Below are 23889 nucleotides of genomic sequence, written 5' to 3' on the forward strand. Positions count from 1 at the left end.
TGCCGCACATCACCACGGCACCGCAGCACCCGCACGTTCTGCGCCGTACCGAACGTTTCAAGGATGAGGCCCCCGTGACCTTCAAGGCTGAGTACATCTGGATCGACGGCACCGAGCCGACCGCCAAGCTCCGTTCGAAGACGAAGATCCTCGGGGACGACGCCAAGGGCGCCGAGCTGCCGCTGTGGGGCTTCGACGGCTCCAGCACGAACCAGGCCAAGGGTCACGCCTCCGACCGCGTGCTCAAGCCGGTGTTCACCTGCCCGGACCCGATCCGCGGCGGCGACGACGTACTCGTCCTGTGCGAGGTCCTCAACACGGACATGACGCCGCACGAGTCCAACACCCGTGCCGCGCTCGCCGAGGCCGAGGAGCGCTTCGGCGCGCAGGAGCCGATCTTCGGCATCGAGCAGGAGTACACCTTCTTCGAGGGCGACCGCCCGCTCGGCTTCCCCGTCGGCGGCTTCCCCGCCGCGCAGGGCGGCTACTACTGCGGTGTCGGCTCGGACGAGATCTTCGGCCGTGACGTCGTCGAGGCGCACCTGGAGAACTGCCTCAAGGCCGGTCTCGGCATCTCCGGCATCAACGCCGAGGTCATGCCCGGCCAGTGGGAGTTCCAGGTCGGCCCGCTCGCGCCGCTGGAGGTCTCCGACCAGCTGTGGATCGCCCGCTGGCTGCTCTACCGCACCGCCGAGGACTTCAAGGTCTCCGCGACCCTCGACCCGAAGCCGGTCAAGGGCGACTGGAACGGCGCGGGCGCGCACACCAACTTCTCGACGAAGGCCATGCGCGAGGGTTACGACGCGATCATCACCGCCTGCGAGTCCCTCGGTGAGGGCTCCAAGCCGATGGACCACGTCAAGAACTACGGCGCCGGCATCGACGACCGCCTGACGGGCCTGCACGAGACCGCCCCGTGGAACGAGTACAGCTACGGCGTCTCCGACCGCGGCGCCTCGGTCCGCATCCCGTGGCAGGTCGAGCGGGACCGCAAGGGCTACATCGAGGACCGCCGCCCGAACGCGAACGTCGACCCGTACGTCGTCACGCGCCTGCTCGTCGACACGTGCTGCACCGCCCTGGAGAAGGCGGGCCAGGTCTGATCCGGCGCCGGCCCCGACGACGGGGGCGCCCACCGATCGCGGTGGGCGCCCCCGTCGTCGTCGGCCCATCTGCTTCAATGGGGGGCATGGGCAGCAGCTACCAGAACTCCGCGACGGGTCGGCACGACCTCGAGCCCTTCTGGCCCTCCCGGCAGCATCACGACTTCGACCGGATGTGTTGCCGCGCGACGAACGCGCGGGCCCTCTAAAGCCGTTCCCACGGCCTTCGCCCCGCGCGAGCACGACGTACGTCTGTTTCTCGACGACTCGACTCCTTCTTCGCGCGAAAGAGCTGACCTCACATGGCGAACTCCCGTACCTTCACCGCGACCACCGCTGCCGCTCCCGTCCCCGCCGCTCGGGGGCGCCTGCGGGCCGTCGACCCCGACGAGCCCCATCCCGCCGTGCCGATCGCCGACTTCCTGCCGCCGGGCGCCCGATGGCTGCCCGCGCCGCAGCACACCCTGCCGACGCTGCCGGGCCAGCCGCCGATGGTCGGCTACCTCGTCCTCGTACCCGCCGGGCAGGCGCCCGTGGCCGTGCGGGAACCGGACGAGCCGAGGACGCCGTGCGCCGGGCCGGTCAGGGTCGACCCCGTGCGGCGCTCCGCCGAGGTCGACGGCCGCCCGCTCGACCTCACGTACCTGGAGTTCGAACTGCTCGCCCACCTCGTCGCGCACCCCCACCGGGTGCACACCCGCGACCAGTTGGTGACGACGGTGTGGGGGTATGGCCACGTCGGCGACGGCCGCACCGTGGACGTCCACGTCGCGCGGCTGCGGCGCAAGCTCGGCGCCGAGCACCGCGGGACGATCCAGACGGTGCGGCGGGTGGGGTACAAGTACGCGCCGGGGGCCGCTCGCTGAGCCCCGCACCGGTGAGCCCGCTCTCTGCTGGGAGCAGAAGACGGTTCCCCCGGCCCGGGTGACCAGGGCAGAGTCATCTCCATGAGACTTCTGATACTGGGTGGTACCGAGTTCGTGGGCCGTGCCGTCACCGAGGCGGCGCTCGCCCGCGGCTGGGAGGTGACCGTCTTCCACCGCGGCCGCCACGCGGCGCCCGAGGGGGCCCGCGTCATCCATGGCGACCGCACCGCCGAGGGCGGCCTCGCCGGACTCGCCGAGGGCGAGTGGGACGTGGTGGTCGACACCTGGTCCTCGGCGCCGCACGTCGTACGGGACGCGGCGAAGCTGCTCGCGGGGCGGGCCGGGCGGTACGTGTACATCTCCAGCGGTTCCGTCTACCAGTACCCGGGCGCGGCCGGCTCCGACGAGAGCTTCCCCGTGGTGGACGGCGATCCGGACGCGGAGGCCGCCGAGTACGCGCCGGACAAGCGGGGCGGTGAGCTGGCCGCGATCGCCGGGTTCGGCGCGGAGCGCACGGTGCTCGCGCGGGCCGGGCTGATCCTCGGCCCCTACGAGAACATCGGCCGGCTGCCGTGGTGGCTGAACCGGATCGCGCGGGGCGGGCCCGTCCTCGCCCCCGGGCCGCGGGATCTGGAGATCCAGTACATCGACGTGCGGGACCTCGCGGAGTGGGTCCTCGACGCGGCCGCCGCGGAACTGCACGGCGCGTACAACCTCATCAGCCCCATGGGGCGGTTCACCATGGGTGAGCTGCTCGACGCGTGCGCGCGGGTGGTGGGCGGTGACGCGGAGCTGCGCTGGACGGAGCCCGAGGTGATCCTGGAGGCGGGCGTCGAGCAGTGGATGGAGCTGCCGGTGTGGCTGGCGCCCGGGGAGCTGCACGACACCATGCACCGCACCTCTTCGGAGAAGGCGGTCGCGGCCGGGCTCAGGACGCGGCCCGTCATGGACACGGTCCGCGACACGTGGGAGTGGCTGCGGTCCATCGGCGGGGCCCCGCCGCAGCGCCCCGACCGGCCGGTGGTGGGGCTCGCCCCCGAGAAGGAGGCGAAGGTGCTGGGCCTGTGACGTGACGTACTCCCCCGGCGCGGTGTGCGCCGGGGGCCGTGCCCGTGCGTCAGTGCGGCGCGTGCGCTCCGGCCGGGTGCCGCTCGGCGGGCGCGGCCGATGGGATCTCCTCGCCGTGCGAGACCTCCGGCAGCCAGGAAAGGGCGCGCGGGGTGCGCCAGTTGCGCTCGCCCAGGAGGGCCATCACGGACGGCAGCAGGATCATGCGGACCACCGTGGCGTCCAGCAGGACGGCCACGCCGAGGCCCACGCCCATCTGCTGCATGTCCTGCATGGACAGCGTGCCGAAGACCGCGAAGACCGCGACCATGATCACTGCGGCGCCCGTCACCGCGCCCGCCGTGCGCGTGATGCCCTCGCGGATCGCCGCGCGGTTGTCCATGCCCCGGTCCCGCGCCTCGCGGATCCGGGAGACCACGAACACGTGGTAGTCCATGGAGAGTCCGAAGAGGACGACGAGGACGAACAGCGGCATCCAGTTCTCGATCGCGCCTGCCTTCTCCGAGCCGATCAGCTCCGCGCCCCAGCCGTGCTGGAAGACGGCGGTCATCACGCCGTAGGCGGCGCCCACCGACAGCAGGTTGAGGACGATCGACGTCACGGCGATCACCACCGAGCGGAAGCTGAGGAGCATCAGCAGGAAGGTCACCGCGGCGATGAAGCCGAAGACCGGGACGATGCCCCTGCCGAGCTGGTCGCCGAAGTCCTCGGAGGAGGCGAGCTCGCCGCCCACCCGGGCTTCGGCGTCGACGCCGCGGAAGGCCGCGGGGACCGTCTCGTCGCGCAGCTCGCCCAGCGCCTCCTTGGCCTCGGCGTCGGTGCCGTCACCCGGCAGCGGCACCTCGATCTCGGCGACGTCGGCCGCCCGGTGGACGGTGAGTTCGGCGCCGTCGCCCGCCCGCTTCGTCAGGGCGTCGAGCGCGTCACGCACCGGCCTCGCGTCGATGTCGTCGGCGGTGACGACCACCAGGGCCGGTGAGGGGCCGCCGGGGAACTCGTCGGTGATCTTCTTGTACGAGACGGAGAGCGGGGCATCGGAGCCGAACTGCTTCTCCAGGCCGAGCTGTTCGGTCCTCATGCCGAGCGCGGGGGCGGCCAGCGCGAGGAGCAGCACGGCCGCGCCGACGGCGAAGGACTTCGGGCGGGCGAGTACGGGCCGCAGCAGCGTGCCCGCGATGCCGCCGCCGGTGTGCGCGCCCTTCTTGGGGCGGCGGTTCAGGAAGGGGACGCGGCCCGCGTCGATCCGGTCGCCGAGCCCGGCGAGGAGGGCGGGCAGGACCGTGACGGAGCCGGCCATCGCCACGCACACCACCAGGATCGTGGCGAGGGCGAAGCCCTTGAAGAGGAGCAGGCCGGTCAGGAACATGCCCGCCATCGCGACCATCACCGTCAGGCCGGAGACCAGGACGGCGCGTCCGCTGGTGGCCGCGGCGATCCGCAGGGCCGTCCGCGCGTCCCGTCCCGCCGCCCGCTCGTCCCGCTCGCGCCGCAGGTAGAACAGGCAGTAGTCGACGCCGACCGCGAGACCCATCAGGAACATCACGGAGTACGTCGTCTCGAAGAGGTGCAGCCGATGGCTGGCCAGCGAGAGCAGCCCGAACGCCGCCACGCACGCCGTGAGCGCGAGGCCGACCGGGAGCAGCGCCGCGACCACCGCGCCGAAGGCGACCAGGAGTATGCCGAGCGCCAGCGGCACCGCCGTGAACTCGGCCTTCCTCAGGTCGTCGGCCAGCAGGTCCGACAGGTGCTTCTCGGAGCTGGCGTCGCCGAACTGATGGACCGAGATGCCGTGCGCCGCGCCCTTCTCCCACGCCTTCGCCACGGCGTCGAGGACCGGCTGGACGCGGTCGGCGGCCTCGTCGGAGGGGCCCTTGATCTCGAAGCGGAGCAGCGCCTCCTTGCCGTCCTCGGAAGGCAGCGGCGCCTGGAGGCCGCGTACGTCACCGGTCGCGGTCAGGGCCTTCGAGAGGTCGGCCGCGGCCTCCCGCCAGCCGTCGGGCGTCCGCGCGGTGACCATGACGAGTTCACCGGCGGGCTCGTCGATGCCTGCGTCCTTCAGGATCGCGGCGGCCCGCCCCGATTCGCCGACGCCCATCTCGTCGTCGGACGCGGTGACCGTGCCGGAGGCCCCGCCGAGGACCGTGGCGAGGACCACGAAGACCAGCCAGCCGAGAACGGCCGTCTTGCGGTGGTGCGCGCTCCACACCCCGAGTCGTGCCGCGAGGTTCCGCCTCATGGCGAACCGCCCCCATCGATCTGCGTGAGTGAACGTCGAACAGGACCTGCCTCACGGTAGGAATCCGGGGCCGGGCGCCCCAGCCGCCGAGCCCCCCTCTCCCCGGAGCCCGGGACGAGGTCCGGGGGGTGTCGTCAGGTACACCCCCGCCCGGGTGGAGGGCCCAATGACCTGGCCCCGCCGCACGGGCGAGACTGTTCCCGGCCCGGGGTGCGGCACGCGACCCGGGCGGCCGGGCTTGACGAGAGGGACGGACGACCATGACCAGGGTCAGAAACGCGTTGATCGCGGGGGCTCAGGGCCTCTACCTGACGATCGTCGCGATGGTGGGATCCATCGTCCTCTTCGTTCTCTCGGTCCTGTCGATCGCGTTCATCCTGCTCGGCATCGGTCTCTTCACCACGCCCGTCGTCCTGGCGGGCGTACGCAAGTACGCCGACGGCCAGCGCATACGGGCCGGCGCGTGGTCCGGTGTGGACATCCCCGTGCCCTACCGGCCCCTCCCCGCGGACCTGCGGGGCGGCGTGGCCGGGCAGGTGGAGCGCTGCACGCTGATGCTGAAGGACCCGGCGACCTGGCGCGACCTCCAGTGGCTCCTGGTGAACATGACCGCGGGCGCCGTCGTCGCCGTCTTCGCCCCGGCGCTGCCGCTCTACATGCTCTACGGCTGGGTCCTCGCGCTCGGCGTGTGGAAGCCGATCCACGAGGCGGGCGGCGGCGAGTGGTACGCCTTCATCCACGTGACCTCGCAGTCCACCGCCAACCAGGCGGCGGCGCTCGGCATGGGCCTCTTCGTCCTCGGCGTGTTCGTCAACACCTCGCTGGTACGTACGCACTTCCTCCTCGCCCGCGCGTTCCTCGCGCCCACCTCGGCCATGCGGGAGCGCGAACTGGCCCGGCGGGTGGACCGCCTGACCGAGACCCGGCACGACGCGGTGGACAACTCCGCGGCGGAGCTGCGCCGCATCGAGCGCGACCTGCACGACGGCGCGCAGGCCCGTCTGGTGGCCATGGGCATGGACCTCGGCACCATCGAGGCGCTCATCGAGACGGACCCCGCCAAGGCCAAGGAGCTGCTGGCCAAGGCCCGGCAGGATTCCGGCGAGGCGCTGACCGAGCTGCGCGACCTGGTCCGCGGCATCCACCCGCCGGTGCTCGCCGAGCGCGGCCTCGGCGACGCGGTGAAGGCTCTCGCGCTGCGCCTGCCGATCGCCACCGAGGTCGACGTGGAGCTGCCTGGCCGGGCCGGGGCGCCGGTCGAGTCGGCGGCGTACTTCGCGGTGAGCGAGTCACTGGCCAACGCGATCAAGCACTCGGGCGCCGACCGCATCTGGGTGGACATGCACTACGGCGACGGCATGCTGCGCGTCGCCGTCACCGACAACGGCAAGGGCGGGGCGGCTCTGGGGGCGGGGTCCGGGCTGAGCGGGATCGAACGCCGGCTCGGTACATTCGACGGCGTACTGGCCGTCAGCAGCCCCGCGGGCGGTCCGACCATGGTGACCATGGAGATCCCTTGCGAGTTGTCCTAGCCGAAGACCTCTTTCTGCTGCGCGACGGCCTGGTGCGGATGCTGGAGGCATTCGACTTCGAGATAGCCGCGGCCGTGGAGAGCGGGCCCGAACTCTCCAAGGCCCTCGCGGAGTTGGCGCCGGACGTCGCGGTCGTCGACGTACGGCTGCCACCGTCGCACACGGACGAGGGTCTCCAGTGCGCCCTGGCCGCCCGGCGGGCCAGGCCGGGCCTGCCCGTCCTCGTCCTCTCGCAGCACGTGGAGCAGCTGTACGCGCGGGAGTTGCTGGCCGACGGCAACGGCGGCGTCGGGTACCTCCTGAAGGACCGGGTCTTCGACGCGGCGCAGTTCGTCGACGCCGTGCGCCGGGTCGCGGCCGGCGGCACCGCGATGGACCCGCAGGTGATCCAGCAGCTCCTCTCCCGGCGCTCCACCGACCAGCCGCTCGGCGCGCTCACGCCCCGCGAGCGCGAGGTACTGGAACTCATGGCGCAGGGGCGGTCGAACGCGGCCATCGCGTCCCAACTGACCGTCACGGAGCGGGCGATCGCCAAGCACACGTCGAACATCTTCGGCAAGCTCGGCCTACCGGTCTCCGACGACGACAACCGGCGGGTGCTCGCGGTCCTCGCCTATCTGGACCAGGGGCGCTGAACACGCCGCGCCGCTGATGCGTATGTAGCCCCATGGGACGCACCTCACGAAAACGATCAAAGCTGGCGCGGCGCCTGGTCGCCACGTCCGCGGCTCTCGTCATGGGCGGCGGCGGTCTCATCGCCGTCAACGTCTACGCGAACGCCGAGGACGGCGCCCAACAGCCCCCGGAAGCGGCCGCGGCCCGGCAGTTGTCGACGATCAGCTGCCCGGACGTGGCGAATCGGCTGCGGGAGGTTCCACCGGGCGCGCGCGGCGAGGTGGACGGCCGCCTCGCCGAGCTGGACAGCCAGATCACGCGGGCCTACGACCGGTTCAGCAAGGCCGAGGACGCCGGGGCCCAGGAGTCCGTGCTGCCGCCGCTGGAGGAACAGCGGCGGGGCACGCTCGGCGAGATCGCGGACGCCATGGGCCGGGCGGGCGCCCGGCCCGAGGGCCTCGGCGGCATGGCCCCCTGCACTCTGCGCGCCTCCGACCAGGAGCAGAGCCAGGAGCAGAGCCAGGGGCAGGACCCGGGCCAGGGCCAGGGCCAGGGAGACGGCGAGGGCGAAGGCGGGGAAGGGGGCCAAGGGCAGAGCGGGAACGGCCCCGTGGCCGGTGACTTCGTCGACATCACATCCGTCCGGCCCAACGTCGAACGCCCCCGCGACCGGCGCGGCGCCTCGCGCGGGACCTTCACCACCGACTGCGGGCGCAACGAGAACGGCAAGTTCAACCCCGACAACGTCATCGTCGCGCCCGGCGTGAGCAATGGCGCGCACCACATGCACGACTACGTGGGCAACCAGGCGACGGACGCGTTCTCCGGCGACGACGACCTGGCGAACGGCCGCACCAGCTGCCGCAACCAGGGCGACAAGTCGACCTACTACTGGCCCGTGCTGCGGCTCCAGAACGGCACGGACGAGGCCGACGCCCAGGCGGACGGCGGCGGCAAGGACCAGAACGTCGGCGAGATCCAGACCCCGGACGCCGTCACCCTGAAGTTCACCGGCAGCCCGGTGAGCAAGGTCGTCGCGATGCCCCGCTTCCTGCGCGTCATCACCGGCGACGCCAAGGCGTTCACCAACGGCGACGCCAACGCCAACGCCTCGTGGAGCTGCACGGGCTTCGAGGACCGGCAGCTCAAGGACAAGTACCCGATCTGCCCCGAGGGCAGCAAGGTGGTGCGGACGTTCAACTTCCAGAGCTGCTGGGACGGGCGCAACACCGACAGCGCCAACCACCGCACCCACGTCGCCTTCGCCGACCCGCGGACCGGCGCCTGCCCGCGGGGCTTCCGGGCGATCCCGAAGCTGGTGCAGCGCGTCGTGTACGACGTGCCGCCGGGGCCCGGCTTCGCCGTCGACTCGTTCCCCGAGCAGCTGCACAAACCCGTCACCGACCACGGCGACTTCATCAACGTCTTCGACGAGCGGCTGATGCGGCGCGTGGCGAGCTGCGTCAACTCCGGGCAGCGCTGCACCTGACGGCGACCGCCCGCCTCAGTCCGTACGGTGACCGTGGTGGCCACCGCCGTGCCTGTCCGCGGCGTCCACCACGGTCCCCCCGAGCCGGTCGCGCAGCGCCGCGATGTCGCGGCGGCCGCCGACCGCGACCCAGCGCCCGCCGACGAGGTACGTACCGCCGTAGTCGTCCGCCTCGTCGAGCCATTCGGCCTGGCCACGGGCGTTCGCGAAGGTCACGAGGATGTAGCGCCGGGCACCGCTCTCACAGGTGGCCTGGCGTAGTTCGGCCGCGTCCGTCTGGATGTCCGCCCTGCACCTCGCCCTGTCCGCCAGCTGCTCCAGGCTGCCGCTCGCCGTGGCCGGTGTGCCGTCGCCCCCCGAGCCGCACCCGGCCACCGCGAGCAGTGCTCCCGCCGCCATGCCCGAAAGCACGCTCCGTGCCGCCCGCGTCGTCTGCCTTGTCTGGGTTGCTCGCGTCGCCCTCACTGGCTCTCCTGCCTCTCCCGGCGAGCCGAACCCGCCATCTTCCGCCGTGCCGTTGAGCACGGGAGGTCGCGGGGATACCGTGCGCCGCAGCCTTCACCCCAGGGGGTACACATGTCCGAACCGTCCCGTCGCTCACTGCTCGGCACCGCCGGGGCCCTCGGCCTCGGCACCGCCCTCGGCGGCGTCCCGCTGCCGGCCCGCGCCGCCGAGGGGACCGCGAAGGCCCCCGCCTTCGATACGGATTCCGCGCGCGAGGCGCTCAACAGACTCCTGCCGCATCACGCGGAGCAGTTCCGGCTCAGACTCCTCGCCGCCGAGGGGCACACGGACCGCTTCCGGGTCACCGGGACCACCGGGCGGATCGAGGTGTCCGGCACGACACCCGCGGTGCTGCTCACCGGCGTCCACTGGTACCTGAAGTACGTGTGCGGCGCCCACATCACGTGGCACGGCTCCCGGCTCGACCTGCCGCGCAGGCTGCCCGCCCCGGCCCGGCCCCTGGAGCGGTCCACCTCGCTCCCCCACCGGTTCGCCCTGAACGACACCAACGACGGGTACACCGCGCCGTACGCCGACTGGGCGTACTGGGAGCGGATGATCGACGTACTCGCCCTGCACGGCTGCAACGAGGTCCTGGTGGTGGCGGGTGCCGAGGCCGTCTACCACCGCCTCCTCCAGGAGTTCGGCTACTCCGATGACGAGGCCAGGGCATGGCTGCCTGCGCCCTCGCACCAGCCGTGGTGGCTGCTCCAGAACCTGGCCGGGTACGGCGGCCCGCTCTCCCGGCAGCTGATCGACGACCGCGCCGCGCTGGGCCGCAGGATCACCGACCGGTTACGCGCGCTCGGCATCGCGCCCGTGCTGCCCGGCTACTACGGGAACGTGCCCGACGGCTTCGTCGAGCGCAACGGCGGGGACGCGCGCGTCGTGCCGCAGGGCGTCTGGCACGGGTTCAAGCGGCCCGACTGGCTCGATCCGCGCACCACCGCCTTCGCCCGGGTCGCCGCCTCCTTCTACCGGCACCAGCGACAACTGCTCGGCGCCTGCGACCACTTCAAGATGGACCTGCTGCACGAGGGCGGCACCGCCGGTGACGTGCCCGTGCCCGCCGCCGCCCGGGGCGTGGAGAGTGCCCTGCGCGCGGCCCGGCCCGGCGCCACCTGGGTGATCCTCGGCTGGGAGGCCAATCCGCTGCCCGCGCTGCTCGACGCCGTCGACAAGGAGCGGATGCTGATCGTCGACGGCGTCTCGGACCGGTACGCGAGCGTCACCGACCGGGAGAAGGACTGGGGCGGCACGCCCTACGCCTTCGGCACCATCCCCAACTTCGGCGGGCGCACGACGATCGGCGCCCGCACCCACCTCTGGAACGAGAAGTTCTTCGCCTGGCGCGACAAGCCGGACAGCGCGCTCACGGGCACCGCCTTCATGCCGGAGGCCACCGACCGGGACCCCGCCGCCTTCGAGCTCTTCTCCGAACTGGCCTGGGTCCGGGGCCCCGTCGACCGGGCCGCGTGGTTCTCCTCGTACGCCGACTTCCGGTACGGCGCGCGCGACCGCGGCGCGCGGGCCGCCTGGCGGGCCCTGCACGACACCGCCTATCAGCACACCGCCGTGGAGCGCAGCGACCCCCACGACTCCCTCTTCGCCGCCCGCCCCGACCTCGCGGCGAACCGCGCCGCCGAGTACGCGCCACGCGCCCTGACCTACGACCCGGGCCGCTTCGACGCGGCGCTCGCGGGACTGCTCGGCGTGGCGGCTCCGCTGCGGCGCGGCGCTCCCTACCGGTACGACCTGGTGGACGTGGCCCGGCAGGCGCTCGCCCATCGCAGCCGACAGCTCCTGCCGCAGCTGCGGACGGCGTACCGGCGCGGCGACCAGGAGACCTTCCGCGCCCTTTCGACGCTGTGGCTGCGGCTGATGCGGCTCAGCGACGAGGTCACCGGGACCGACCCGGCGTTCCTGCTCGGGCCCTGGATCGAGGCGGCCCGGCGCATGGGGACGCAGGAGGCGGAACGCGCCGAGTTCGAGCGGACCGCCAAGGTGCTCATCACCGTGTGGGGCGACCGCGCCACGGCCGACGGCGGCAGGCTCCACGAGTACGGCAACCGCGAATGGCACGGACTGATGAGCGACTTCTATGTGCCGCGCTGGCAGAAGTGGCTCGACGAGCTGGCCGACGCGCTGGCCACGGGGCGCGAGCCGCGGCCGGTCGACTGGTTCGCCTTCGAGGAGCCCTGGACGCGCGAGCGCGAGGACTACCCGCTGCGCCCCGTCGGCGATCCGTACCGCACCGCCGCGCGGGTGCGGAGCGTCCTCGCGCGGGCGCCCTACCAGGGGTCCGTGACCGTCACCGCGGAGCCGCCCGCCATGCCGCCCGGCGGCCACACGCGCGTGAGCGCCGTCTTCCGCAACGTCAACGGTCTGCGCGCCACCGGCCGCGTCGACTTCGCGTTGACCGGCGTCGAGGCCGAGCCGACGGGCCCCGTGTCCCTGCCGAGGGTCGCGCCCGCGGGGACCGGGAAGGTGGCATGGCGGGTGGACGCGCGGGACACGCCTCTGGACCGGCCGCTGCGCCCGCTGCCGTACGAGATCACCGTGCGGTACGGGCCGGCGGGCGAGCGGCGGGTGCGGTACGTCCACGAGGGGACCCTCTTCGAGGCCGGTCCGGTGGGCGCGGACTGGCGGACGTACACGAACAACGCCGCCGTCTTCGGGGAGCTGGACGGGCGGTACGCGATCGACGGGGGCGGCGCCGACCTGTGGAAGGGCACCACCGAGTTCGGCACGCTGTACCGGCGGGGGGCGCTTCGCGACGGGGTCTCGGTGATGGTGCGGGTCGACGCGCAGGCGGCCACGGGCCCCTGGGCCAGGGCCGGTGTCATCACCCGCGCCGCCCTGGACACGCCGGGCTCGCGGGGGTTCGTGAACCTCGCCGTCACCCCGGCCAACGGGGTCGTGCTGTCGTACGACACCAACGGCGACGGCACCCTTGACACGTACAAGCGGATCACGGGGGTGCGGGCCCCGGTGCTGCTGCGCCTCACACGCGCCGGGGACTCCTTCACGGGTGCCTGCTCCACGGATGGCGGCGCCACCTGGCGGACCGTGGGAGCCGTGACCGTGCCGGGCGCGGCCGCCGCGCAGGACGTGGGGATGTTCATGAGCGCCACCGACGGCGGTGCCGGGGAGCGCGGGACCGTGGAGTTCAGCGGGTGGGAGGTGACGCCGTAATCACGTGTCGCGCCTGGGCACTTGTGTGCGACGGTGAGGGCATGGGAGACGACTGGGAGAAGCGGATCGACGAGGCCTGGGCCTCGTACGACACCTACGGCGAGGACCGGGCCGCGGAGTTCCGCGCGGTGATCGACGCGCTGGTGGCGGAGTTGCCCGAGGGTGACCCCGCCGGGCTCTTCGAACGGGCCTGCGCCTTCGACTCCACCGGCCGCTCCGACCTGGCCGTGCCGCTCTACCAGGAGGCACTGGAGCGCGGCCTGGGCGGTTACCGCAGGCGCCGGGCACTGATCCAACTCGCCAGCTCGCTGCGGAACGTCGGCCGGGCCGAGGAGGGCGTCGCGCTTCTGACGCCCGAACTCGACGGACCGTCCGACGAGTTGGACGACGCCGTCCGCGCCGTCCTGGCCCTGTGCCTGGCCTCCCTCGGCCGTGAGCGCGAAGGCCTCTCCCTCGTGCTCGGCGCCCTCGCGCCCCATCTGCCGCGCTACCAGCGGTCGATGGCGCATTACGCCCGCGCGCTCGTGGAGCCCGCCCAGGCATGAGGTGACCAACCGACGATTCGCTCGTTTTGCTGAACGTGTCGTCGAATGTGCAGTCCCAGCCGCCGCAGTCCGCGAGCGCCCCCGGTCCCGCTCCCGTCGTCGACGTGGAGCAGGCCGAGGCCGCCCTCGTCGAGCACTACCCGCGGCTCGTCCGGCTCGCCTATCTGGTGCTGCCGCCGAGCCTCGGCCGCAACCGCCGGGTCCTGACCGCCCACGCCCTCACCCAGCGCTCCCTGCCGCGCGGCCGCAAGCCCGGCGTGGCGGTGGCCATCCCGGCCCAGCAGGGGGGCGGGCACCGGAGGGACCCCGGATACGCGTACGTACGCCTCCAGGTGGTGCGCGGCGCGCTCGACGCCGGACTGCCGCTGACGTGGCGGTCCTGGCCCCGGCGGGCCCAGCTGCCCCCGCTGCTGCCGCAGGTCCGGGGGCTGCGGCTCTTCCCGCGCTCCGGGGGCGCCGACGAACTCGCCCTCGACCAGCGCCTCGCCAAGCTGTCGGGCGCCGCCCGCGCCGCCTACGTGCTGCGCGGCCTGGAGGCGCTCGATGACGCCGGGGTCCGCATGGTCCTCACGGCCGCCGGCTGCGACGACCCGGACGACGCCCTCGCCGAGGCGGACGCCGTCGAGGCGCGCTACGCCCTGCTCGCGTCCCCCGAGTTCGACCCCTGCTCCCTGCACGCCAGGCCGACCGACCTGATGCGGCGCAGGCAGCACCTGAAGGCGGCCGGGGTCGCGGCCCTCGCCACGCTGGTGTGCGGGGCGCTCCTCGGCCTGCCGGGCGACGGCTGGGGGCCCGACGGCGCCGCCGCGCCGCCGTACGCCCAGAACCCCGCCGCCCAAGCGGCCCTGGACCCGGGCAAGCTGACGGTCGCGGCCACCGGGGCGTGGCGGCGTTCCGCGCGCACCGACTTCTCCGTGTGGCCCGCGCGCGGCAGCCTCGTCGACGACAAGGCGCTGCTGCGCCGCGCCCTCGCCGTCTGGGCGCGGCCCGGCGAGTCCGTCCAGGTCTCGGCCACCCCGGGCACGCCCTCCGGGGCGCCCCCCGGTCCGGCGCAGCTGCTGTACGCCGGGGAGGTCGACGCCGCGCGCGTGGTGCTGCTCTACGACGGGCTGCGCATCGTGCGCTACGCCGAACCGAAGGAGGGCACGAGCGGCGCCGCCCTCGACTTCGCCCGCGTGGACGGCGCGAGCGGCCCCGAGGCGAGCGCCCTGGTCGTCAACCGCGCCGACGGCAACGTCCGCTACTTGACGGCGCCCTGGGTGCGGTCGGCCGCCGTCCGCGACTTGCTGAAGCCCGCCGGGCAGGCCCTGGCGCTGCGCCGCGACGCGGACGGCGTCACCGAACCCTTCGCCGGTCCGGCGCAGAGCGGCCGGTGCACGTCCTGGAACGCGCTGCGGATGCGCGACCACTCCGGTGCCGTGCGGATGGTGACCGACCTCGGCGAGCTGACCCCCGCCCGGCTGACCGCGGGCCGCCCGGAGGCGCCGCGCGAGGCCGCGCCCGCCGACTGGACCAAGTCCGCCTGCTCCCTCGCCTCGGTGCGCTCGCACGGCGTGCGGTCCGTGAACTCCTGGGCGTACGCCCGTCAGACGCTCCCCGAGACGGGCGCCGCCGCCCAGTGGGTGTGCACGCGGGCCGAGACCTGGCGGGGGGCGGGCAGCCGCAGCCTCGCCCAGTTCCAGACGGCCGACGGTCCCACCGGCGCCGTGGCGGCCAAGGCCGAGGACTCCCCGGCGTGCGGCCCCCGGGAGCCCCGGGTCCTCGCGGGCGTCCGGTGGAAGTCGCCGGGCGGGAACTGGTACCTCCTGGGCGCGGGCAGCAAGGACGTCACGTCACTGACCGCGTCCGGCGGCGACCAGGTGCAGGGCAACGTCCTCGCGGCCAGGACGGAACGCACCGCCCGAGCCCGGCTGACCGGCACCCTGGCGGACGGCACGAAGGTGCCGACGCTGCGGTGACCGTGACCATGACCGTGACGGGGACGGCGATCGTGATGGACAGGCGGTGAACTTCCGGCCGCCGACCCCTGTACCACCCGTCTACCCGTCAGTACATTGACGACATGTCTAATACGCAGAGCCGGGTGCCCACGCCCGTCGCGTCCGAGCACATACCGCTCAAGGCACGCAACGTCTCCTTCTCCTGGGAGAACACCCCGCTCCACTGGCTCCCGGGCGACCCGTTCACCACGCACACCATCAACGTGCTGCATCTGCTGCTGCCCGCCGGTGAACGCTGGTTCGTGCACGTCTACAAGCAGGTCCTGCCCTACATACGGGACGAGCGGCTACGGAAGGACGTCATCGGGTTCATCGGCCAGGAGGCCATGCACTCGCAGGCCCACGACGAGGTCCTGCCGTACCTCAAGGCGCAGGGGCTCGACCCGACGCCGTACACCGCGCAGGTCGACTGGCTCTTCGAGAAGCTGCTCGGCGACCGCACACTGCCGCCGGGCAAAGCGCGCAAGTGGTGGCTGATGGAGCGCGTGGCGATGATCGCGGCCATCGAGCACTACACCGCCTTCCTCGGCGACTGGGTCCTGGGCGCCGATGAGCTGGACCGCAGGGGCGCCGACCCGACCATGCTGGACCTGCTGCGCTGGCACGGCGCCGAGGAGGTCGAGCACCGCTCCGTGGCCTTCGACCTCTTCCTGCACGTCGACGGCGGCTATCGCCGCCGCGTGCGGACGTGGGCGACCGCCTTCACCGCGCTGGTCTTCCTCTGGCAGCGCGGGACGCGGTTCTTCATGGAGAACGACCCGACGCTCGTCGACGGCAGGGCGAGCTTCAAGGACTTCCACCGCAGCGGACGCGCGGGCACGCTGCCGACCACCGGAGCCATGGTCCGCTCCATCCCCCGCTACCTGAGCCGCGGCTACCACCCCTCCCAGGAGGGCAGCACGGCACAGGCCGTGGCCTACCTCGCCTCCTCACCGGCCGCCACCGCCGCCGAGAAGGCCGCCGCCGGGCAGGGGGACGTCTGACATGGCCCGCCTCCCCGCCCTCGCCCTCGCCGCCGGGACGGCCCTGCTCGCCCGGCGGGCCCTGCGCCGCCGGATCGCCGCCTCCCCGCTGTGGCCGCTGCCCGCCCTTGCGGAGCCGGTCTCCGGGCGGCCGCGCTCCCGCGCGCTGCGGCTGCGCGTCGCACGGCACGAGCGCGTGGCCGACGGCGTCGTCCAACTGCGCCTGGAAGGAGCCGCCTTGCCGCCCTGGCAGCCGGGCGCCCATCTCGACCTGGTGCTGCCGTCGGGGCTCGTACGGCAGTACTCGCTCTGCGGCGACGCCGAGGACTCCTCCTCGTACACCGTCGCGATCCGGCTGATCGGCGCCGAGCAGGGCGGCAGGGGCGGCTCGCGCGAGGTGCACGAGCGGCTGCGGGAGGGCGACGAGGTCGAGGTGCGGGGGCCGCGCAACCGCTTCCCGCTCGCCGACGCCACGTCGTACGTCTTCGTCGCCGGCGGCATCGGGATCACGCCGATCCTGCCGATGCTGCGGGCCGTGCGGGCCTCGGGGGCGCCGTGGCGGCTGCTCTACGGCGGGCGGTCGCGCGCCTCGATGCCGTTCCTGGAAGAGGTCGAGAAGCTCGGCGGGGCGGGGCGCGGACGGGTCACCGTCGTCGCGGAGGACGAGGACGGACTGCCGGACGTGGCCGCCTTCCTGAGCGGAACGCCCGAGGGCGCCGCCGTCCACGTATGCGGGCCCGAGGCCCTGATGGAGGCGGTCGGCGCCGCGCTGCCGCCTGGGTGCTCGCTGCACCTGGAGCGGTTCTCGCCGCGCACCCGCACCGAGGGCGACACCGCCTTCGAGGTCGAACTGCGGCGCAGCGGGCGCACGGTGGCGGTCGCCGCGGACGGCACGGTGCTCGCCGCGGTCCGCACCGCGCTGCCGGACACGCCGTACTCCTGCGAGCAGGGGTTCTGCGGGACCTGCCAACAGCGCGTCCTGGAAGGGGAGATCGACCACCGGGACGAGCTGCTGGCGGACGGCGAGCGGGCCGGCTCGATGCTCATCTGCGTCTCGCGTGCGCGCGGTGAGCGGCTCGTGCTCGACCTGTGAGGCACCGGGCGGGACCGGACCGCCGGAGGGCCGGTTCCGCTCGGTAAGGTGTTCGTATGACTACCGGGGTGCGCCGCAGGATGGGTGTCGAGGAGCGGCGGCAGCAGCTGATCGGGGTCGCGCTCGACCTGTTCAGCCACCGCTCGCCCGACGACGTCTCCATCGACGAGATAGCGGCGGCCGCGGGCATCTCGCGCCCGCTGGTCTACCACTACTTCCCCGGCAAACTCAGCCTGTACGAGGCGGCGTTGCGCCGCGCGGCCGAGGAGCTGGCCGAGCGGTTCGTTGAGCCGCACGAGGGGCCGCTCGGGGCGCGGCTGCTGCGCGTGACGGGGCGCTTCCTCTCCTTCGTCGACGAGCACGGGCCCGGCTTCTCCGCGCTGATGCGGGGCGGTCCCGCGGTCTCCGCGGGCGGCGGCTGCGCGGTGCGCCCGGGGACGGCATCGGCATCGGCGTCCACGACGAACGCACTGATCGACTCGGTGCGCCAGGCCGCGTACGACCAGATTCTCGCGCACCTCAAGGTCACCGGGCCGTCCGCCCGCCTTGAACTCGTCGTGCGGTCCTGGATCTCGCTGGCCGAGTCCACGGCGCTGCTCTGGCTGGACGGGCGGCGCGTGCCGCGTGCGGAGCTGGAACTGCAGCTGGTGCACGACTTCGCGGCGCTGACCGCGGTGAGCGCCGCCTACGACGAGGAGATGGCGGCGCTGCTGCGCGGCATCCTCGCCGAGGAACCGGCCGACGGCCCGTTCGCCGATCTCGTCGGCCGCCTCCTCGCGCTGGCCCCTCAGGCCGCCGACGACTTGCGGTAGGAGTCATCCAGGTCCCGGATCTCGGCCGACGCGTGCAGGGTGACGCCGGCCGCGGGCTTCACGTACCGCCGCACGAGGTCCAGCGCGCCCTCGGTCACTTCGGCCTTGGTCCGCGCGGAGCGCCCGGGCAGCAGCCCGATCATGACGTGGACGATGCCGTCGCCGCCGGTCCTGTCGCCCACCACGCTCTCCTCGGTCCGTACGAACCGGGTCTTGCAGGCGTCGGCGGCGGCGCCCGCGACCTCGACGAGCAGCGGGTGCAGGGCCAGCGCGAAGCCCCTGCGGTCGAAGTCCCCGGCGAGCTGCTCGGAGTAGTCGACGGTGATCTGCGGCATGGCCACCCCTGTAGGTCCGTTGGTGACGCCCACCTTTACGGTGATCGCCATGACGGCGCAACTGACGTTCCGCAGGGCGGACAAGGCCGACACGGCGACCCTCACCGGCCTCTACGACGGCGCGGCCCGCTGGATGCTGGAGCGCGGCATCGACCAGTGGAAGCCGGGCGACAAGGACGCGCGGCACTTCCGGCGGCTGATCGACTCCGGGGTGGAGGAGGTGTGGCTCGCCGAGGAAGGGGCCGAGGTCGTCGGGGCGTACGAGCTGTGGTGGGACGACGAGGCGGCCTGGGGTGTGCGGGCGCCGGACGCGGGCTATGTGCACCGGCTGATGGTGCGGCGCGGGGCGCGGCCCGGGTCCGGCAGGGCGATGCTCGCGCGGGCGGAGCGGCGGATCGCCGAGGCGGGGCGCGAGCTGTGCCGGCTGGACTGCGTGTCGGCCAACCCCCGGCTGCGTACGTACTACGAGGGGGCCGGTTACACGGCCGTCGGTGAGCTGGCGGGGAAGGTGGCCGCCGACGGGAGCACATACGGCGTGACGCTGATGGAGAAGCGCCTGGTCTAGGGCCTGTCTGACAATTCCCGTCGTCGCCCGGAGGGCGGCCTCGCGGCGTCAGGTGCGTGCTCTCGGCGTGCCGGGCGTAGGGCCTCGTACTGGATGTACTTGGCTCTGCGCCCGGTGCGGCGAGAGTGCGTGCATGGCGTCGCGAGGCAGGCGGGAATTGTCAGACAGGCCCTAGCGGTCGCCGGTCAGGCGCAGGGCGAGCAGGGCGATGTCGTCGTCCCGGTCGTGGCCGAAGCAGGCGAGCAGGGTGTCGCACAGATCGGCGACGCCGAGTGGTGCGTCGGCGGCGACGGTGCGCAGGTGCTGCATGGAGACCGCGAGGTCGGTGCCGCGCGTCTCGATGAGGCCGTCGGTGACCATGAGGAGCCGGTCGGTGGGGCCAAGGACCGTCTCGGTGGGGGCCGGTCTGTCCAGGCCGAGGCCGAGGAGCGGACCGTAGGCCCGCAGGTACGTGGCGGAGCCGGTGTCGCTGACGACGAGCGGCGGGATGTGCCCGGCGTTGGCGACGCGGGTGCGTCCGGTGGCGGGGTCGACGAGGGCCAGGCAGAGGGTGGCCGTCACGTCGGGGTGGTAGCGCTGGAGCATGTTGTCCAGGCGGTGGGCGAGCTCCCGGGGGTCGGATTCCTCGACGCAGTAGGCGCGCAGGGCGTGCCGGATCTCGACCATCACGGTGGCGGCGTCCAGGGAGTGCCCGACCACGTCGCCGATGGCGGTGAGGACGCCGCCCGAGGTGGGCAGCGCGGCGTAGAAGTCGCCGCCGATCTCCGTGTCGCTGGAGGCGGGTTCGTAGCGGACGACGACTTCCGTGCCGGGTACCTGGGGCACGTGCGTCGGCAGGAAGCTGCGCTGGAGGGTGAGGGCGATGTGGCGTTCCATCTCGTACATGAGCAGTCGCTCCGCGGCGAGCGCGGTGGCATGGGCGAGCCGCCCCACGAGACGCTCGGTGTCGGGGTCGGGGTGCTGGGCGTAGGCGGGTGTGGCGAGGCAGACGGGTGCGCTGCCCTCGCGGCTGCGGGCCAGGGCGAGCCGGGCCCCGTCGGGCGGTCCGGTGCCGCTGACCGCCTCGGCCTGGAAGAAGCCGGGCGGCCACAGCGGGGCGGGGGCGACGGTGCTGCGCACGCCGACGTGGCCCGACATGATCCGCAGGACGAGGCGGGCCACCGCTTCTTGCGCGCCGTCGTCGGGCAGCGAGGCGCAGGCCCTGCGCCGGGACAGGCCCCGGTGCACCGCGCCGTCGCCGCCGAGGATGAACGCGGCGGCGGGGCTCCTGGTGAGGCGGTCGGTGCCCGCGGCCGCGGCGTCGGCCAGTTCGCGCGGGCAGCGGGCCGACTGGACGGCGAGGATGGTCTCGGCGAGCCGCGTGAGGTGCCCGGCCTCGGCCTCGGCGTCGCTGCGGTGGCGGGCGCCGCGGGCGACGGCCCGGACCACGGCCTGGATCTCCTCCGGTTCGGCGGGCACCGTCAGATAGGCCTCGCCGCCCGCGTCGAGGCCGCGGCAGCGGTCGGCGGGGGCGACGCGGGCCGCCGAGAAGTGCACGATGGGCAGGGCGGCGGTCTGCGGGGCCTCCTTGATGCGGCGGCAGAGCTCGAAGCCGCTCATGTCGGGCAGGCCCACGTCGACGAGCGCCACGTCGGGGAGTTCGCCCATGCGGTGACGCGCGTCGAGTTCGGCGAGGGCTTCGGCCGCGCTGGCGACGAGGATGACACGGTGGCCGTCCCTGCGCAGGACCGCGCCCAGCGCGTATCGACTGGCGGCGACGTCGTCGACCACCAGGATCGTGGTGTCTGCCTTGCCGTTGGCGCTCAAGCGGGGCCCCTTTGGGGCAGGTCGATGGGCTGGTCGGTGGGGCGGGGTGCCCGCCCGGTCTGAGGACAGTCCCGCTCGTCCAAGTTAGCGTTCCGCCGTGTGCTCCGGGAGTGGGCGGCGACGGTCCTACCGGGAACGGTGAAGATCCCCGAACCTCTCTCGTCGAGGGAGTACTTGACGATAGAATCTGCGCCCCTCACCTTGACGTGGTGCAGTTCTTGGGCCTGCCCGGCGAGGATCCGGGGCCGCTGTGGCCCGGCCTGCGGGGTGGCGTCGGGGGACGCCGAAGACTCCGCGGCCACCGGCGGGGCGGACGCCCTCGTGACCTTCGCGTTCCGCGAGGCGTTCACCAAAGTGAGCGACCACTTCGGCGCAGCCACCTACCCGCACCTTCGCCACCACCTCCCGACGCACCCCACCCCCGAGCCGACAACCCCCCGCACCCATGAGGGACTTCATGACCCAGCACGTCACCGCCGCGCCCGCCCACACCGACTCCGTGCCGAGCCGGGAGTGGTGGCGCGACGCGGTCATCTACCAGGTCTACCCGCGCAGCTTCGCCGACGGGAACGGCGACGGCATGGGCGACCTGCCCGGCATCACGGCACGCCTGCCGCACCTGCGCGACCTGGGGGTGGACGCCGTCTGGCTCTCCCCCTTCTACGCCTCGCCGCAGGCCGACGCCGGTTACGACGTGGCGGACTACCGCGCGGTGGACCCCATGTTCGGCACCCTCACGGACGTCGACGACCTCGTACGGGAAGCCCACTCGCTGGGCCTGCGCGTCATCGTCGACCTCGTGCCCAACCACTGCTCCGACCAGCACGAGTGGTTCAAGCAGGCGCTGCGCGAGGGCCCCGGCTCGCCGCTGCGGGACCGCTTCCACTTCCGGCCCGGCAAGGGCACCGACGGCGAACTGCCGCCGAACGACTGGGAGTCCGTCTTCGGCGGACCCGCCTGGACCCGCGTCGAGGACGGCTCCTGGTACCTGCACCTCTTCGCGCCGGAGCAGCCCGACTTCAACTGGGACCACCCGGCCGTCAAGGACGAGTTCCGCTCCATCCTGCGCTTCTGGCTCGACCTCGGCATCGACGGCTTCCGCATCGACGTCGCGCACGGCCTGGTCAAGGCGCGGGGCCTGCCGGACACCGGCCACGAGGAGCAGGTCAAGCTGCTCGGCAGCCAGGCCGTGCCGTACTTCGACCAGGACGGCGTGCACGAGATCTACCGCGACTGGCGCAAGATCCTCGACGAGTACACGCGCGAGGACGGCACCGAGCGCATCGCCGTCGCCGAGGCGTGGACCCCGACCGTCGAGCGCAGCGCCCTGTACCTGCGCCCCGACGAGCTGCACCAGGCGTTCAACTTCGAGTACCTGACGACCGATTGGGACGCGCGGGCGCTGCGCGACGTCATCGGACGCTCCCTCGCCGCGATGAACTCCGTGGACGCGCCCGCCACCTGGGTGCTCTCCAACCACGACGTCGTACGCCACTCCACGCGCTTCGCCGGCGGCGACGAGGCCCGCGGCCTGCGCCGGGCCCGGGCGGCGACGCTGCTGATGCTGGCGCTGCCCGGCTCCGCGTACATCTACCAGGGCGAGGAGCTCGGCCTGCCCGAGGTCACCGATCTGCCGGACGAGGTGCGCCAGGACCCGGCGTTCTTCCGCTCCGCCGGGCAGGACGGCACGCGTGACGGCTGCCGGGTGCCGCTGCCGTGGTCCGGTGAGCGCGCGCCGTTCGGCTTCGGTCCGGCCGAGGGCGGTCCGAGCTGGCTGCCGCAGCCGGAGTCCTGGCGGGACCTGTCGGTGGCGGCGCAGACCGGTGACCCCACGTCGACGCTGGAGTTCTACCGTTCCGCGCTCGCCGTGCGCCGTGAGCACCCGGCGCTGGGCGCGGGCCGCGGTGTGGAGTGGCTGGATGCCCCCGAGGGTGTGCTCGCCTTCCGCCGCACGTGTGCGACGCGCGCGTTCGTCTGCGCGGTGAACCTCACCGCCTCCCCCGTCACGCTGCCGACACCCGGCGACCTGCTCCTGGCGAGCGCGGACGTGACGCCGGGCGCCGACGAGACCGTCCTGCCGGCCGATTCGACGCTCTGGTGGGCAGCCTGAGACGCGACCGGTACAGTCCCCTCCTGTGACCGCACGGCTAGCCGACATCGCAGCCCAGGCGGGGGTCAGCGAAGCGACGGTGAGCCGCGTGCTCAACGGCAGGCCGGGCGTCGCGGCGGCCACCCGTCAGTCCGTGCTCGCCGCGCTCGACGTCCTCGGCTACGAACGCCCGGTGCGGCTGCGCCGGCGCAGCGCGGGCCTGGTCGGACTGATCACGCCGGAGCTGGAGAACCCCATCTTCCCCGCGCTCGCGCAGGTCATCGGGCAGGCCCTGACCCGCCAGGGGTACACACCGGTCCTCGCCACCCAGACCCCCGGCGGCTCCACCGAGGACGAGCTGACCGAGATGCTGGTGGACCGCGGGGTGGCCGGCATCATCTTCGTCTCGGGGCTGCACGCGGACACCTCCGCCGACATGCGGCGCTACGAGCGGTTGCGGGCGCGGGACGTGCCGTTCGTCCTCGTGGACGGCTTCTCGCCCGAGGTGCGGGCGCCGTTCATCTCGCCGGACGACCGCGCGGCGATGCGGCTCGCGGTGACGCACCTCGTCTCGCTCGGTCATACGCGCGTGGGACTGGCCCTCGGCCCCAGGCGGTTCGTGCCGGTCCAGCGGAAGATCGAGGGCTTCGTGCGCTCGATGCGCGATCAGCTGGGCCTGGCCCCGGAGGAGATCGAGGCGGACCTCGTCCAGCACTCCCTCTACACCCTGGAGGGCGGCCAGGCGGCGGCCGCGGCGCTGATGGACCGCGGCTGCACGGCGATCGCGTGTGCCGGCGACATGATGGCGCTCGGTGCGATACGGGCGGCGCGTCGGCGCGGCCTGGAGGTGCCGGACGACGTCTCGGTGGTCGGCTTCGACGATTCGCCGCTGATCGCGTTCACCGATCCACCGCTGACCACGGTGCGCAAGCCGGTGCCGGCGATGGGGCAGGCGGCGGTGCGTACACTCCTGGAGGAGATCGGCGGGACCCCCGCCCCGCACAGCGAGTTCGTCTTCATGCCGGAGCTGGTGGTTCGCGGTTCAACCGCTTCGGCCCCCAGGCGCCCCTAGGG

19 protein-coding genes are annotated in these 23889 nt (G+C 73.3%); 15 read left to right on the forward strand and 4 right to left on the reverse strand.

The genetic code is table 11. The features are described 5' to 3' along the window. Positions 1–74 precede the first annotated feature (74 nt). The 3 genes from glnII (at position 75) to ACF062_RS02365 (ending at position 3037) form a co-directional block, all read left to right on the forward strand. Complete coding sequence (gene glnII / locus ACF062_RS02355) at positions 75–1103, forward strand: glutamine synthetase (RefSeq protein ID WP_223774241.1); 1029 nt, start codon at positions 75–77, stop codon at positions 1101–1103. 302 nt (positions 1104–1405) lie between these two features. Beyond that, positions 1406–1969 (forward strand): winged helix-turn-helix domain-containing protein, encoded by a 564-nt coding sequence (locus ACF062_RS02360; protein WP_392134599.1) that lies wholly within the window; start codon positions 1406–1408, stop codon positions 1967–1969. 81 nt (positions 1970–2050) lie between these two features. Beyond that, positions 2051–3037 carry an NAD-dependent epimerase/dehydratase family protein gene (locus ACF062_RS02365; RefSeq protein ID WP_392134601.1) on the forward strand — a complete coding sequence of 329 codons (987 nt, stop codon included), beginning with the start codon at positions 2051–2053 and terminating at the stop codon, positions 3035–3037. Positions 3038–3086: 49 nt separating this feature from the next. On the opposite strand, the gene ACF062_RS02370 is transcribed toward ACF062_RS02365, so the two are convergent. Then, positions 3087–5273: an MMPL family transporter gene (locus ACF062_RS02370; protein WP_392134604.1), complete on the reverse strand. Its 2187-nt coding sequence runs from the start codon at positions 5271–5273 to the stop codon at positions 3087–3089. Between the two features lie 260 nt (positions 5274–5533). On the opposite strand from ACF062_RS02370, the gene ACF062_RS02375 reads away from it, so the two are divergent. From ACF062_RS02375 to ACF062_RS02385, 3 genes are read left to right on the forward strand one after another with little or no spacing between them, the layout of a single operon-like run. Beyond that, the gene (locus tag ACF062_RS02375; RefSeq protein WP_392134606.1) at positions 5534–6805 is read left to right on the forward strand and encodes a sensor histidine kinase; all 1272 of its coding nucleotides are present in this window, start codon (positions 5534–5536) and stop codon (positions 6803–6805) included. Continuing rightward, positions 6790–7440, forward strand: a complete 651-nt coding sequence (locus ACF062_RS02380) for a LuxR C-terminal-related transcriptional regulator (protein WP_392134609.1) — start codon at positions 6790–6792, stop codon at positions 7438–7440. The genes ACF062_RS02375 and ACF062_RS02380 overlap by 16 nt, the downstream gene beginning before the upstream one ends. Before the next feature lie 32 nt (positions 7441–7472). Next, a complete protein-coding gene (locus tag ACF062_RS02385; RefSeq protein ID WP_392134612.1) occupies positions 7473–8909 on the forward strand; it encodes a DUF1996 domain-containing protein in 1437 nt (478 codons plus the stop codon). Positions 8910–8924: 15 nt separating this feature from the next. Here ACF062_RS02385 and ACF062_RS02390 read toward each other — a convergent pair whose 3' ends face one another. After that, positions 8925–9308, reverse strand: coding sequence for a hypothetical protein (locus ACF062_RS02390; RefSeq protein ID WP_392134614.1), 384 nt, complete (start codon positions 9306–9308; stop codon positions 8925–8927). A gap of 177 nt (positions 9309–9485) precedes the next feature. Here ACF062_RS02390 and ACF062_RS02395 point away from each other — a divergent pair, with 177 nt between their 5' ends. The 6 genes from ACF062_RS02395 (at position 9486) to ACF062_RS02420 (ending at position 18020) form a co-directional block, all read left to right on the forward strand. Beyond that, positions 9486–12608 (forward strand): alpha-N-acetylglucosaminidase, encoded by a 3123-nt coding sequence (locus ACF062_RS02395; RefSeq protein ID WP_392134617.1) that lies wholly within the window; start codon positions 9486–9488, stop codon positions 12606–12608. 41 nt (positions 12609–12649) lie between these two features. After that, the gene (locus tag ACF062_RS02400) at positions 12650–13153 is read left to right on the forward strand and encodes a tetratricopeptide repeat protein (protein WP_392134620.1); all 504 of its coding nucleotides are present in this window, start codon (positions 12650–12652) and stop codon (positions 13151–13153) included. 47 nt (positions 13154–13200) lie between these two features. Beyond that, entirely contained in the window at positions 13201–15111 is a 1911-nt protein-coding gene (locus ACF062_RS02405; protein WP_392136440.1) for a hypothetical protein, read from the forward strand. A gap of 104 nt (positions 15112–15215) precedes the next feature. Beyond that, a complete protein-coding gene (locus ACF062_RS02410) occupies positions 15216–16136 on the forward strand; it encodes a metal-dependent hydrolase (RefSeq protein ID WP_392134623.1) in 921 nt (306 codons plus the stop codon). A gap of 1 nt (position 16137) precedes the next feature. After that, the gene (locus ACF062_RS02415; protein ID WP_392134625.1) at positions 16138–17208 is read left to right on the forward strand and encodes a PDR/VanB family oxidoreductase; all 1071 of its coding nucleotides are present in this window, start codon (positions 16138–16140) and stop codon (positions 17206–17208) included. A gap of 56 nt (positions 17209–17264) precedes the next feature. Beyond that, positions 17265–18020, forward strand: coding sequence for a TetR/AcrR family transcriptional regulator (locus ACF062_RS02420; protein ID WP_392134628.1), 756 nt, complete (start codon positions 17265–17267; stop codon positions 18018–18020). Here ACF062_RS02420 and ACF062_RS02425 read toward each other — a convergent pair. Further along, positions 17996–18355: a 5-carboxymethyl-2-hydroxymuconate Delta-isomerase gene (locus ACF062_RS02425; RefSeq protein ID WP_392136443.1), complete on the reverse strand. Its 360-nt coding sequence runs from the start codon at positions 18353–18355 to the stop codon at positions 17996–17998. The genes ACF062_RS02420 and ACF062_RS02425 overlap by 25 nt on opposite strands. Before the next feature lie 49 nt (positions 18356–18404). Between ACF062_RS02425 and ACF062_RS02430 the strand changes: the two genes are divergently transcribed. Continuing rightward, a complete protein-coding gene (locus tag ACF062_RS02430; protein WP_392134631.1) occupies positions 18405–18920 on the forward strand; it encodes a GNAT family N-acetyltransferase in 516 nt (171 codons plus the stop codon). Between the two features lie 171 nt (positions 18921–19091). On the opposite strand, the gene ACF062_RS02435 is transcribed toward ACF062_RS02430, so the two are convergent. Continuing rightward, on the reverse strand, positions 19092–20726 hold the full coding sequence (locus tag ACF062_RS02435) for a SpoIIE family protein phosphatase (protein WP_392134634.1): 1635 nt from the start codon (positions 20724–20726) through the stop codon (positions 19092–19094). Between the two features lie 457 nt (positions 20727–21183). Here ACF062_RS02435 and ACF062_RS02440 point away from each other — a divergent pair, with 457 nt between their 5' ends. Further along, complete coding sequence (locus ACF062_RS02440) at positions 21184–22836, forward strand: glycoside hydrolase family 13 protein (RefSeq protein ID WP_392134637.1); 1653 nt, start codon at positions 21184–21186, stop codon at positions 22834–22836. A gap of 25 nt (positions 22837–22861) precedes the next feature. Then, positions 22862–23887 carry a LacI family DNA-binding transcriptional regulator gene (locus tag ACF062_RS02445; protein WP_392134640.1) on the forward strand — a complete coding sequence of 342 codons (1026 nt, stop codon included), beginning with the start codon at positions 22862–22864 and terminating at the stop codon, positions 23885–23887. Positions 23888–23889 lie beyond the last annotated feature (2 nt).

The sequence above is a fragment of the Streptomyces sp. NPDC015345 genome (assembly GCF_043078805.1).
In the GTDB taxonomy this organism is placed as follows: domain Bacteria; phylum Actinomycetota; class Actinomycetes; order Streptomycetales; family Streptomycetaceae; genus Streptomyces.